Here is a 13269-nt window from a genome sequence, read left to right on the forward strand (position 1 = left end):
CCCCGGTCAGCCGGCGAATGACGACAGCAGGCGTCCCGCCACTCCGGGCTCGACGGCGAAGACCGCCCCGGCCGCAGGCTGCTCGCCTTGCGGAACGTCCTGACGTGACGTGGTTATGAAGAGCGTGCGCAGCCCCTCTCCCCCAAAGCAGCAGGCCGAGGTGTTCGTCACGCCCGGCACATCGACGACCTCGCTCAAGCGACCGTTGGAGTCATAGCGCCGAACCGCGCCGCCTCCCCAGAGCGCCGTCCAGACGCCGCCCTCCGCGTCGACGGCAAGGCCGTCCGGGCGCCCGATCTCCTCGTCGATCGTGACAAACGGCGCGCGATTCTCGAATGCACCTCGTTCTCCGTCGAAGTCAAACACGTCAATGCGGCCGGTCGGAGTGTCGTTGTAGTACGCCTGAGTTCCGTCGTCGCTCCACTGAAGCCCGTTCGAGATTGTCACGTCGCCGAAGACGCGATGCGCTGTGCCGTCGGCATCCAATCGAAACAGCTCGCCTCGCCCGGGCTCGGCGTCGTAGGCCATCGTTCCGCAATAGAAGCGTCCCTGCGGGTCGCAGCCGCCTTCATTCATGCGGATTCCGGGGTCGACAATGATGTCGTCAAAACGCCTCTCGAGCGTGAACGCTCGCGAGAAGAGCGAGAATCCGTGCTCAGTTGCGACGGCGAACCCACCAGCGGTTCGCGGTCGAAGGGCTGCCGCGACGGCGCTTCCGACATCGTGCCTCGTCGGTGCTTCAGAGCCGTATTCCGGCGAGCCGAGATCGACGACGGCTCCCGCCATCATGTCGACGATCAGCAGGCGCTTCTCAGCGGCATCCCACATGGGTCCTTCGCCGTGCCACGCCACCGGCGCGCCCAAAGCCTCTGCCTTCACAGCCATTCTCCGTTGATCACGTGTGTGTTCTGTGCAGCACGTGACGCCGACACGTCGCACTGGTCACCTGCGTCCTCCAGGCTACAGAAGGCGCGACGCTTCCCGATGACGGGATTCTGCGCCTTTCTCTTCCCACGCTCCACAGTGATATGTAACATGTCACATGTTTTAAACTTTTCGTCGCTCCCATTCGCGGACGAATGCGGCGTCTTAACACGACGACAGTAAGGAAGACATGGACGTCCTCGCCACGATCAATGACCTGATCTGGAATCCGATGGCCTATCTGGCCCTCGGGCTCGGACTCTTTTTCACGATCCTCACGCGCGGCATTCAGTTCCGGCGCATCCCCGACATGATCCGCGAACTTGGGGCGAAGAAAGATACGCCAGACGGCAACTCTCCCCTGCAGGCAGTGCTGCTCACGCTCGCCAGCCGTGTGGGCGTCGGCAACATCGCCGGTGTGGCCACGGCCATCTACGCGGGCGGCCCCGGAGCGATGTTCTGGATGGTGCTGTGCGCCCTGCTCGGCTCGGCGAGCGCCTACGCCGAGTCGACGCTGGCGCAGGTGTTCAAGACGAAGATCGACGGTGAGCATCGAGGCGGGGTTCCGTACTACGTGGAGAAGGGCCTCAAGGCGAAGTGGCTCGCCGTCATTCTCGCCACGATGATCCTCGTCGGGTACGGCTTCGTCTTTCCCGGCGTGCAGTCGAACAACATCGCACAGAGCGTGAATGAAGCGTTCAGCATTCCGCTCTGGGCAACGGCCATTTTCGTGACCGTGCTTCTTGCCGTTGTGATCGTCGGCGGCACCAAGCGCATCGTCGCCGTCGCCCAGGTGTTCGTTCCGTTCATGGCCGCCGGCTACATCATCGCAACGATCGTCATGCTGGCTGCGAATGTCGAGCAGATCTGGCCGACGATGCAGCTGGTCTTCTCAAGCGCGTTCGGCGTCAACCAAGTGTTCGGTGGAATCCTCGGCGCGGCCGTCGCCTGGGGCGTGCGCCGCGCCGTCTTCTCCAATGTCGCCGGTGTCGGCGAGGGAACGTTCGGTGCAGCATCCGCCGCCGTGCGCCACCCCGCAAAGCAGGGCCTCGTTCAGGCGTTCTCGATCTTCATCGACACTGTCGTCGTGTGCAATGCGACGGGCATCATGATTCTCATCTCAGGGCTTTACGACGTCGCCGATGAGAACGGCAACCTGATCTTCAGCGGTGCGAACGGAATCGAAGCGGGCCCCGGGTACACGCAGGCGGCCATCGACACGATCGCTCCGGGAATCGGCCCGGGCTTCGTCGCCATCGCGCTGTTCTTCTTCGCCTTCACAACACTTATCGCGTTCTACTACATCGCAAAGACGAACGTCGTCTACCTGTTCCGCGGGCGCGCTGCGGTGGTCGCCGATTGGGTGCTCAAGATCGGCATGGTCGCGATCACGTTCTACGGCAGCGTCGAGTCGCCAACGATCATCTGGGCAATCGGCGACATCGGCTACGGCTCGATCGGCTGGGTCAACATGATCTGCATCCTCCTGCTGAGCCCCGTCGTCTACACGGTGACGCGCGATTACGACAGGCAGCGCAAGGCGGGCAAAGACCTCGCGTTCAACCCTGAAGCGCTCGGCATTAAGCGCGCTCACTTCTGGATGCAGGACCACACGGGCACGATCGCCCGAGCGAAGGCCGACGGCCTTCTCGACGACAACCGTTGAGTGCCGAAATTCACGAACACAACCTGGGAGACTCTGAAGCATGGATGCTGTCAGCACCGTGGACTTTCACACGGCAGGCGAGCCGTTTCGCATCGTCGACGACGCTGGCGTGCCGCTCAAGGGCGACACCGTGGCGGAGCGCCGCGTGCACGCGATGGCCCCGGGGTCGGCGCTCGACGACCTGCGGAAGGTTCTCTGCTTTGAGCCGCGCGGTCACGCAGACATGTACGGCGGGTTCATCACGCCGCCCGATGACGACGGTGCGCACTTCGGCGTTCTGTTCTGGCACAAAGACGGGTTCTCGACGGCCTGCGGGCACGGAACGATCGCGCTCGGCGTGTGGGCTGTCGAAACCGGGGTGGTGGCAGCGCCCGACACCGGCACCACGGAGGTCGTGATCGATGTGCCGTCTGGGCGAGTCACCGCGCGGGTGCACACCGAAGCCGGCCTGGTCACGAGCGTCGACTTCGTCAACATTGCGAGCTATGTTCTGGCGACCGGCGTCTCAGTGCGAACCTCGCGGGGAGACGTGCTGGTCGACGTGTCGTACGGCGGCGCCATCTATGCGCAGCTCAATGCGGCATCCGTTGGGCTGAGTGTTGAGCCCGGAAACATCGACGCCCTCATCGCGCTGGGCCGCGAGGTCAAGTGGGCGCTTAACGACGCGGCCGTCGCGCAGCATCCGGATGACCCGCGCCAGAGCGGCATCTACGGCACCATTCTGTTTGAGCAGACGCCCGCGTCCGCACCATCGGACGCCGCAGGTCCGCTCGCGCAGCACAACGCCACCGTCTCGCAGCGAAACGTCACTGTCTTCGCCGACGGGCAGGTCGATCGGTCGCCCTGCGGGTCGGGCACGGCCGCCCGCATTGCAACGCTCGCCGCAGAGGGAACGCTCACCGAGAACGGCACACTGCAGCACGGCTCGATCGTCGGCTCGACGTTCGCAGGCAGCATCCTCTCGCGTACCCGCGTGCACGGGCGAGACGCCGTGATTCCGCAGGTGTCGGGCATGGCCTACCGCACAGGCGAGAGCACATTCACGGTCGACCCACGAGACCCTCTGACCCCTGGCTTCGTCCTGCGCTGACCCCCGAAGAAAGAGAACAGATCACCATGATGACCTACGTTGATGCCAACACCGTTCGCGCGACATTGACAGAGGATGCCGCTGTCGAGGCGATCCGCCAGACGCTGCAGAAGGGTTTCGACCCGGCCGATGACATCCCGCGCCAGCTGCTGCCGATTCCGGGCGGCGAGCTGCTCGTCATGCCCTCGGCGACAGAGCAGGCGACGGGCATCAAGGTGCTCACTGTCGGGCCAGACGACCCGAAACGCACGGTGCCGCGCATTCAAGGGCAGTACTTGCTGTTCGACGCCGAGACGCTGTCGCCGCGCATGATGCTCGATGGCATTGCGCTCACGTCGTTGCGCACCCCGGCCGTCTCGTTCGCGCCGATCGCACCGCTGCTGACGGCGAGCGCTGAACCGTTGAACGTCGTCATCGTCGGAACCGGTGCCCAGGGCGTTGCACACGAGGCAACGCTGCGCGCGGTGCTCGGCGAGACTCGCGAGTCTTGCATCACGTATGTCAGTCGCACCCGTCCTGACTGGTGCGAGCGATGGGCCGAGACCGGCACTGACGAGGCGCGCGCTGCGATCGCGGCATCCACTCTGATTGTCTGCGCGAGCACAGCCAAGACCCCTGTTCTCGATGACGAGTGGGTGAGACCGGATGCTGTCGTCATCGCACTCGGCTCTCATGACCCCGCGGAGCGCGAGCTGCCCAGTGCGCTGATGGCGCGTGCGCAGATTGTCGTGGAGGATGTCGACACGGCGTTTCGCAGTGGTGGAGACATTGTGATGGCCGCTGCCGACGGCTCAATCACGCGCGACGATCTCATTCCGATGCGGGCGGTGATTCGCGGTGAGCACGAGCTTCACCGCGACACACCCATCGTCGTCAAGACGACGGGAATGTCGTGGGAAGATCTCGCTCTCGCGACGGCGATCGCTACCCTTCTCGACGAGATGGTTTGAGACGTAGCGGCATACGATGCAGTGAAGGTTGACGACGATGGAACGCGAGTCACCCACAACGAGTCGACAGGTGACGACACTTAGAAGCCGAGAATCCGCCCGACGCGACCCGAGGGATCACTCATAACGATCTTGCCTCGCGAAGTATGCGACGGTCACCTTCGCTCGCGATATCGAGAGATCCAACCGAGAGGATGTCAACGGGGCGCCGAACGATCGCCTCAACATCGGAGGCAAAGCCGGCGATGTCGAAATACGACGTTCCATCACCCGTTTCCACGAGCAAATCAACATCGCTGCGCTCGTCTGCTTCGCCACGCGCCACTGACCCGAACACCTTCACATCATCAAGATTGTGCATGGCAGCAAGTCGCATAATGAGGTCTCGTCGCTCGTGCAGAAGCGATCGCACGTCACCGGGCTCTATCCGAACACCATCCGACATGTTCCGATATTGCTCAATGGGAACAATGACGGCAGTCGGGCGGCGGTGCGCCCCGATGATGACCGGCGTGGACGAGTCCGGGTGCTCACGAAAGGAACGCACGATCTGCGTCAGAGTCGCACGGGACTCCGAGAGGGTGACTACTTCTTCATTGTCAACGACAGCTCTCATAGGAGCATTCTATAATCTGTACAGATTTAAGTACAGATTAGTTTCATGCGGGAGCACATGATGCTGACCTCTCTCGGGCGAGGCTGCGTCAACGCAGGTCAGCGAGCGTACTGCTCAGCTCGATTGAGCACGGCAGCAGCACGCGTGTCTCGACGTCGACATCACCGCGCATGATGCGCGCGAGCAGGCGCACAGCCTCGGTGCCGAGCCGAGCGCGCGGAGCCACGAGCCTCGTGATGTCGTGCGTGTGAAAACCGTGCAGCGAGTGCTCACCAAGCGCGATGACTGACACATCACGACCACGCGTCTGAATCACCGTCGCAAGCTGCTGCGCTTCGGAGGGATCTTCCGCAAAGATGACTGTCGCCCCGGCAGCTTCCACCTCTCGCACGAGCGACTCAAGATCGCGCTGCCCACGGGTCACGACTCGAGAATTCACTCCGTGGCGATGCGTCGCCCGTGCGTACCCCGCCAAGCGATCTCGCGTCGATTCGGCGTCAAATGGCAGTTTTACGTAGAAGGACTCCGTGTGCCCGCGAGTGACAGCGAGGTCGACGAGCTGTTCGACCGCTGTCGAGTAGTCGGCTCCCACATACGGAATCCGAGGGTCGCCATCTCGACGACCGACGGCGACAAACGGGTAGTCCATTTCGACGAGGCGGGCGAGCTCCCCGGCATCCATCTGGCGCCCGAGCAATACGCACCCGTCGGCCACACGGAGTCGGCTCCCCTCCTTCAGCAGACGACGAGACCCTTCGGCCGAGTGAGAACTGGTGAACATGAGTAGATCGGCGCCGAGCTCTTCGGCCGCCGACTCGACTCCCGTCAGAAGCGGGGCGTAGAAGTCTGATGTTTCCATCGGAAACGCCGACTCGTAGGTGAACACTCCAAGGATGTTGTTCGATTTTCCCGCGAGGCTGCGCGCCACCGGATCTGCGGCGTACTTCGTATCGCGGATCACGTCAAGAACGCGCTGGCGCGTGCCGTTGGAAAGGCGAGTCGTGGTGTCTGTGCGCCCACTCAAGACGAGCGAGACCGCGGCCTGACTCACTCCCGCGAGCTCGGCAATGCGACGCTGCGTCATGCGTTGAGGACTCGCGGGGGTCACAGCATCAGCCTCCAGAACAGCATCGCGCGCCTCACGATCGTGCTCGCCGTCGAAATGATGCTGATTATCCTAACGACATTTCCGATGATTATGCGTATCATCACCCGCAACCCTTGATGTCATCAACTGCACATGGCGCCAATGACGGCGCGAGAAGGAGCACATATGAGTATTCGAAGACGTGCTGCCGCGATAGCAGCGGCAGCAGCTCTCGTCGTCACTGGTTTCGCGACGACGGCGGCCCCATCGTCAGCATCAGCGGCACCGGCAACTCGTGACGGCAACCCGCTACCGGTCTTCACACTAGACGGGCCGATCATCGACAAAGACAACGTCGACACCTGGAACCCGGGCCACGAGTTCATCTTCCCCTCGGTCTTGCATGCGAGCGAGTACCTCGATGAGCCCCTCGCAGAGTGGTACGTCTACTACGCACCCCACGATGCACCGGGCGGCATCAATCTGATGTATTCCGACTCACTCGATGGACCGTGGACTCAATACGAGAGCAACCCGCTCATTCGCAAGACGTGGGGCAATAACTACGATGTATCGCACGTTTCGGCACCGGATGCTGTCTGGAACGACGAGACGGGGGAGCTCTTTCTCTACTTCCACGGCGAGAACACCACAGATCGCTACGCGACGTCGACCGATGGTGTGACGTTCGACTACGGCGGCGTCGTGATGACGACGGAGCAGTTCGGACAGGATGCGACGGAGACGTCGTACAACCGCGTGTTTGAGAACCCCTTCCCCGAGAATGGGTGGGAGTACGCCATGTTCTTCATGGTGAACGACACGACGAACGTGCGACGCATCGGCCTGGCCTACTCACACGACATGGTGAATTGGGAACCTCAGCCAGGCTGGGTTGTCGAACCAGGCGTGGCTGAGGGCACGAACGTTGCGGGTCCTGAGATCTGGAAGTGGAGGGGAAAGCACTACGTTCTCTACGGTTCGAGCACGGGGACGATCTTCGCAAAAGAGCTCGACAGATCAATGCACGCGATCGGAGACTCGCTTCCGCTCTACGTTCCTGGAGCCACCCCGCCCGAAGACGGCAGAGCAAGCTCACCGCAGATCATCACTGTTCGCAACAAAACGCACATGATCTTCGAGATCGGCGGCCGCAGCGGCACGACGATCGCGCATGCGACGTTGGACCCTGACGGCATCCGTGATCCTCTGAATACACGACCCGAAGATCCGATGTACGAGATGTGCACGGGTGCCGGGTCGGACGAGTTCAGCGGTACTGCGTTGAGTGACGCGTGGAATGTCGTGCGAGATGACGCAAGCCGTTACTCAGTTGCAGACGGGTTCTTGAATATGTCGTCATCACCCACATCGGTCGACGGTGCGACGTTGCCCCAGCTGCCGGTTTCCGCTGACCCGTGGGAAGTCACGACGAAGCTGACGTACGCCCCCGAAGAGAAGTATCAGCAGGCGGGACTCATGCTGTACAGCGATGACCTCAACAACGCGAAGCTCACCTGGGGTTACGCCAAGGGCGGGGAGCGGGTCGACTTTGTGTGGAAGAGCAATGGAAAAGACCGCTTCGACGGATGGGCGTGGGAAGACACGCTCTTTCCACCGGAAGACATGGGCGACACCATGTGGCTGCGCGTAACGAGTGACGGTGAGTGGATCACCGCGGCGGTGTCTACCGATGGCGAGAAATTCACGACGGTCGGACGTCCGATCCCGGCGGAAGACCTCGGTGCAACCGCGATCGGTCCATCCGCATATCGCGGTGCCACTGATGCGCCTGATACAACTGCGTCGTTTGACTGGCTGAGGTTTACACCGACGGATGCTGAGTTGGCAGCCTGTTCCGGAGCATAACCTGATTCGGCACACCGTGCTTCGGTCGACGATAGTGCGCCGTGCTCTCTCGAAGAGCACGGCGCACCGTACGACAGCTCGGTGGCTCTGCATGGCAGCTCTGCATGGCAGCTCTGCATGGCAGCTCTGCATGGCAGCTCTGCATGGCCTGTCGGCTAATCGGTGCCACCCGGGCACACCTCGTAGCGCTTCGAGGGTTCTGACTCGTGCGTTTGGTGTTCCGGGGCCGCCGCGTACTCAGGTGCGCGGCCCGGTATCTCGGCCGGGGTCGTGACCGTTGCCTGATGGGTCGTCTCCGTTACCGTCGCCATTGTCTGGCCTTTCACGGCGCCCCAGATACCGTCTGTTCACATACCAGGCGGGCGGAACGAGCCTCGGATGCCCGTTGTTGTCGCGGGTGAGGTCCCATTCGCCGTGTTCGACAAGTCGATGGTGCCACCAGCAGAGGATGACGCCGTTGGTGACGTCGGTCTTACCGCCGTTTTCCCACCCTTGCACGTGGTGTGCCTCGCACAACCAGGCGGGAATGTCGCAGTCGGTGGCGGCGCACGTGTTCCCGTCGCGGGCGATCAACGCTAAACGTTGCTTCGGGGTGAACAGTCGTTGCGCGTGCCCGAGGTTCAGCACTTCGCCGTGTTCATCAATGGTGACGTTCCTCGTGTCGCCGTCGCATTGCATCTGCTTCACGAAGCTCATGGATAGTGGTGCGGGTGTTCCCGGAGACCAGGCAGCACCGGACTCGGCATCGAGGTTCTCGGCTGTCGTCGTGACCATCACCGTGGGTCCGCGGCCGTGGAGTTTCGGTGTGGAGTCTTGTTTGCCGACACCGGCGATCATCGCGGTGAACGCGTCTGCGCGTTCCTGCGGCCTTGAGCGTTCTTCGGGTGCTTGCTTATTCTCGGCGAGCTCCTCAGCATTCATAAACGTCGGGCCGGTTCGCTTCGACATAACTGCGTCAAACACCGGTTTCACCTGTGCTGCCTGTTCCGGCGACAGGGTGCCGGTGATCTTCATCGACCCATCATCCTGGTGCTTGAAGATCAGTGTGCGTGCTTGGTGCAGTTCTTCTGCTGTCGGTTCGACACCATCGGGGTCCAATGCAACACGGAACACACGCGCCTGCCCACGTACCGCATCTGCTGTGAGTGGCACTTCACCGTATGCACCGGTGGCGTTGCCGATCAGTGTCGCTTCAGCCCAATCCACCCGCTCCGGTGCCACCCGGGGCAGAATCGGTGCCAACGTGCTGGTGATCGACTCGGCAACATCCAGACCAATCGTGCCCTGGGCGAGTGCTTCAGCGGTTTGAACGAACACGGGCTCCAACGGCAGTCCGGTGTCGGACACTCGTGGCGTGGTGTGTTTCGCGAGCTTCGTGTATCGGTAGGCGGTGGAGTTCTTCACCCCCGTGACCTTCTCAAAAAGTGCCGTCGCCGATGCCCCACCGTGACGGGCAGCGAGACCATCAAACCCCGCATCCGTGTCCGAACGGCGTGCAATATCGGCGACGTTGGCGACTTGGCGACCTTCAATGAGGCGAGTGGTGTTTCCTAACAAACCGGTATATGTCAGCAGTGTGTTGGCAGAGAGAGCTGCCGGGTTAATCGCCGCGAGTCGTGCTGCGGCAGAAAGCAGGTCTTCCGCAGCCTCAACAGCGACAGCATCCGGACCGCCCTGGGGTTCGAAAGCTGATGCCGTTGCTGCGTTTTGCATGACTGAAGTCTGCCACCGACCACTGACATTCCACCGACACAAACCCCCGGTCAGAAACCCTATTGTGGATAACTCGCAAAACTTTTCCCCTGTGGACGAAGAAACAGAATCGGCACACGCGCGCGCCGCTGCCCGTTCGGGAAGCGGCGCGCACGTGGCAGGCTTGAATCAGCCCTTCAAACCAGATTGAGCGAGCCCCTGCACAAACTGCTTCTGCGCGACAAGGAACACGGCCAAGACGGGCAGAACGGTGAGCGTCGTCGCTGCGAGCTGCACATTCCACATCGGTCCCCCATACGCATCGACATACTGCGTCAGTGCCTGCGGCAACGTGAACATCTTCTTGCTCGACAGATACACGATCGGCTCGAGGTAGAGATTCCACGACTTCAAGAATGTGAAGATCGCCACGGCGGCGAGCGCCGACCGCGAGAGCGGAAACGCGATGCGCCAGAAGATCCCCCAGCGCCCCAGACCGTCCATCCGGCCCGCCTCTTCAAGCTCACCGGGCAGCCCCAAAAAGAACTGTCGCATGATGAACACGGCGAGGACCGCCGGTGCGCCGAAGATCGGAATCACAATCAGAGGCCAGTGCGTGTTGATCAGACCAAGTTCGTTCACGAACCGGAAGAGCGGCACAATCGTCACTTCAGAGGGCACAAGCAACCCCACAAGCACGATCAGAAACAGGATGTTGGCACCAGGGAAGCGAATTCGCGCGAACGCATAGCCTGCCATCGCCGCGACGAGCATGGTGCCGATCGTGACGATCGCCGCAATGTAGAGGCTGTTCCAATACTGCTGCGCGAATGGTTGCAGGCGGAATACTTCCCCGTATGCATCAAAACTCGGATCCGTCGGCCACAACGTGGGAACCTTGGCGAGAATCTCGCTCATCGGCTTCAGACTCGATGTCGCCATCCACAGGGTCGGAAAGATGAACGGGATGCTGATGACGGCCAGAACCACAACAAGGGCGATCCTGCCCCATCGACGCTTCTGCACGGCACCGGCGGATGTCGTGAGCTTCACATTGGGCGTCTGCCGTCCGGCGTTGGGAGCCTGACGCGTCATCTCGGTCTCAGTTTTCATTGAAGACCCACCTCTTTCGGGTCTGCCACTGAAGCAACGTCAGAATCAGCACGATGATGAACAGCAGCACCGAAACCGCGCTGGCATAGCCGAAGTCATTGAACCGGAACGCCTGCTGGTACAGGTAGTAGACGAGCACCGTGGTCGAATTGCCCGGGCCGCCCTGGGTGAGAACATCGATCTGCGCGAAAACTTCGAGCGAACCCACAATCGTGAGGATCGAGACGAGAAGGATCGTGGGGCTGATCATCGGCAAGGTGATCGAACGAAACCGACGCCACGCTTTCGCACCATCAATGCGCGCAGCCTCCATGAGTTCCTCGGGAACCCCCTGGAGTGCTGCCAAGAACAAGATCATGTTCATTCCGACGTTCTTGAAAACCTGCACGACGATCACGGCGAGCATCGCTGTGAAATCGCCGCGCAGCCAATTTGGCCCCTGAATGCCGAGAAGAGAGAGGAAGCCGTTGATGCCGCCGTCTGCCTGCAGGAGGAAGCTCCACACAATCGTCCACGCGACGAGGGAGACGACGACAGGCGAGAAGAAAAATGTGCGAAAAGTCGTGGTGCCCGGCAGTTTCTGATTGAGCATCACGGCGAGAAACAGGGCGAGCGTGATGTTCAGAACGACGAGCCCGATCGAGAACCACAGGCTGGCAAGCAGCGAATCGTGCAGACCCTCGTCTGACAGCATCCTCTCGTAGTTCTCACCTCCGGCGAAGGTGAACGTGTTGGCGAGCACGTTCCAGTCGTGCAGGGAGTACCAGAACATGGTGATCAGCGGAATGATCACGAAGACAAGCGACCCCAGAACGACGGGTGCGACCATCGTGTAGCCGACGATCCAGTCGCCGTGCGTTGCCGCGGAGCGACGGGGGCGTGAGACACGCCCTCGTCGCTCCGCGGTGTCGCCCGCCAGCAGTGCGGCGGTGGTTGTGGCCATGCTGCGTCAGCCCTCCAGCAGCGGTGTGATCGCCGAGCAGGTATCGCTCAGAACTGACTCCACATCGGCATCCGCCGTCCACAGAGCATCGAGCTGTTGCCGCACGGCATCTTGCAGCTTGGCGAAGTTCTTGTGCGTCGGCTTCGTCGTTGCATCTTTGATGCCGTCAACGACAACGTTCTGCAGCTGCTCTTCGCTGAGCTTCGGGTTGGCCGCGCCGAGAGTCTCAGCGTTCAATAGCGACTCGCGAGGCGGCGGGAAGTACGTGGCGAGCTTCTCTGCGTTCTCTGGGTTCGTGAAGTACGCGAGGAAGTCCGCAGCGATCGTTGGATGCGCGGCATTCGCGAAGACGCCGATTCCGGCTTGGCCGATCACGTTCTGCTTGCCCTCGGGCCCAGCGGGCAGCGGCACGAGATCCCACCCGAACGAGTCGTCAAGCGACGAGGCACGGCTGATCTGCGTGATCGTCATCGCAGCGTCGCCCGCGAAGAAGTCGGCTGTCGTTCCCGGCCCAGGCATTGCTCCTTCTTCGAAGATCGCGTTGTGAATCCACGTCATGACGTCGACCATCGCCGGATCGGTGAACGTGCACGTCGTGCCGTCTGTGCTCCACGGCGTGGCCTGCCAGCCACCCCAGACGGAGGCGAGAACCTCCCAGGCCTTGAAGTCGAAGTCACGAACGACGAGGCCTTCCTTACCCGACTCTTCGGCCGCAGCAGCCGACATGTCGCGAGCCGTGTCGAACGTCCACTCACCGGAGTCGACGAGGTCTGCCGGGTTCGGCTGCCCCGCCGCCTCAAGCTGGTCCGTATTCACGAACATCGCGAACGGACTGTTCGAGAACGGGTACGCGTAGAGCCCGTCGTCTTTTTGCCACAGTTCGAGAGACGAGTCCATCAGGTCGTCGTAGTTATAGCCGTCCGTGTCTTTCAGCGTTGGCGCGATGTCGGTGAGAGCGCCGCTTTCAACAAACTCCGGGGCATACGATTCGAGAATCCAGGCCAGGTCAGGGGCGTTGTCGCCCGCGAGCTGTGTGGTGAGCGTCGTCGTGTAATCCTCAAACGGGATCGGTTCGAATTTCACTGACGACACGAGGTCTGGGTTCTCGTCGACGTAGGCATCGGCGATCTCTTGGAAGAGCGCCAACTGCGCTTCATCTGCTGTCCAAACCGTCATGCGCAGATCGACAGGTCCATCTGCCGATTCAGCATCGGTGCCAGAACCACTGCATCCCGACAGGGCTAGCGCAGTGGCGGCGATGCCAGCGCTGACCGCGAGGGGAACGCGCCGTCGGCGCGAGCGCGGGTTGCTCATGATCT

The 13269-nt window shown here is 61.8% G+C and carries 11 protein-coding genes; 4 read left to right on the forward strand and 7 right to left on the reverse strand.

The genetic code is table 11. The features are described 5' to 3' along the window. Positions 1-6 precede the first annotated feature (6 nt). Positions 7-885, reverse strand: a complete 879-nt coding sequence (locus HCR84_RS15770) for an SMP-30/gluconolactonase/LRE family protein (RefSeq protein WP_166979460.1) — start codon at positions 883-885, stop codon at positions 7-9. A gap of 229 nt (positions 886-1114) precedes the next feature. Between HCR84_RS15770 and HCR84_RS15775 the strand changes: the two genes are divergently transcribed. From HCR84_RS15775 to HCR84_RS15785, 3 genes are read left to right on the forward strand one after another with little or no spacing between them, the layout of a single operon-like run. Next, positions 1115-2590: an alanine/glycine:cation symporter family protein gene (locus tag HCR84_RS15775; protein ID WP_166979458.1), complete on the forward strand. Its 1476-nt coding sequence runs from the start codon at positions 1115-1117 to the stop codon at positions 2588-2590. A gap of 40 nt (positions 2591-2630) precedes the next feature. Continuing rightward, positions 2631-3680 (forward strand): proline racemase family protein, encoded by a 1050-nt coding sequence (locus tag HCR84_RS15780; RefSeq protein ID WP_166979456.1) that lies wholly within the window; start codon positions 2631-2633, stop codon positions 3678-3680. A 26-nt stretch (positions 3681-3706) separates the two neighbouring features. Then, positions 3707-4630 (forward strand): ornithine cyclodeaminase family protein, encoded by a 924-nt coding sequence (locus HCR84_RS15785; protein WP_166979454.1) that lies wholly within the window; start codon positions 3707-3709, stop codon positions 4628-4630. 121 nt (positions 4631-4751) lie between these two features. On the opposite strand, the gene HCR84_RS15790 is transcribed toward HCR84_RS15785, so the two are convergent. Beyond that, complete coding sequence (locus HCR84_RS15790) at positions 4752-5246, reverse strand: nucleotidyltransferase domain-containing protein (protein ID WP_166979452.1); 495 nt, start codon at positions 5244-5246, stop codon at positions 4752-4754. An 88-nt stretch (positions 5247-5334) separates the two neighbouring features. Then, complete coding sequence (locus HCR84_RS15795) at positions 5335-6330, reverse strand: LacI family DNA-binding transcriptional regulator (RefSeq protein WP_166979450.1); 996 nt, start codon at positions 6328-6330, stop codon at positions 5335-5337. A 189-nt stretch (positions 6331-6519) separates the two neighbouring features. On the opposite strand from HCR84_RS15795, the gene HCR84_RS15800 reads away from it, so the two are divergent. Then, positions 6520-8202 carry a beta-xylosidase family glycoside hydrolase gene (locus HCR84_RS15800; RefSeq protein ID WP_166979448.1) on the forward strand — a complete coding sequence of 561 codons (1683 nt, stop codon included), beginning with the start codon at positions 6520-6522 and terminating at the stop codon, positions 8200-8202. Between the two features lie 237 nt (positions 8203-8439). Here the strand turns inward: HCR84_RS15800 and HCR84_RS15805 are convergent, their stop codons facing one another. From HCR84_RS15805 to HCR84_RS15820, 4 genes are all read right to left on the reverse strand, one after another. Beyond that, the gene (locus HCR84_RS15805) at positions 8440-9915 is read right to left on the reverse strand and encodes an HNH endonuclease (protein WP_166979446.1); all 1476 of its coding nucleotides are present in this window, start codon (positions 9913-9915) and stop codon (positions 8440-8442) included. A 168-nt stretch (positions 9916-10083) separates the two neighbouring features. Next, complete coding sequence (locus tag HCR84_RS15810; RefSeq protein ID WP_208322084.1) at positions 10084-11007, reverse strand: carbohydrate ABC transporter permease; 924 nt, start codon at positions 11005-11007, stop codon at positions 10084-10086. Then, positions 10997-11950 (reverse strand): carbohydrate ABC transporter permease, encoded by a 954-nt coding sequence (locus tag HCR84_RS15815; protein WP_166979444.1) that lies wholly within the window; start codon positions 11948-11950, stop codon positions 10997-10999. Before HCR84_RS15815 ends, HCR84_RS15810 begins: the two co-directional genes overlap by 11 nt. A 6-nt stretch (positions 11951-11956) precedes the next feature. Further along, on the reverse strand, positions 11957-13264 hold the full coding sequence (locus HCR84_RS15820; RefSeq protein ID WP_166979442.1) for an ABC transporter substrate-binding protein: 1308 nt from the start codon (positions 13262-13264) through the stop codon (positions 11957-11959). Between the last annotated feature and the right edge of the window lie 5 nt (positions 13265-13269).

The sequence above is a fragment of the Paramicrobacterium fandaimingii genome (assembly GCF_011751745.2).
In the GTDB taxonomy this organism is placed as follows: Bacteria; Actinomycetota; Actinomycetes; order Actinomycetales; family Microbacteriaceae; genus Paramicrobacterium; species Paramicrobacterium fandaimingii.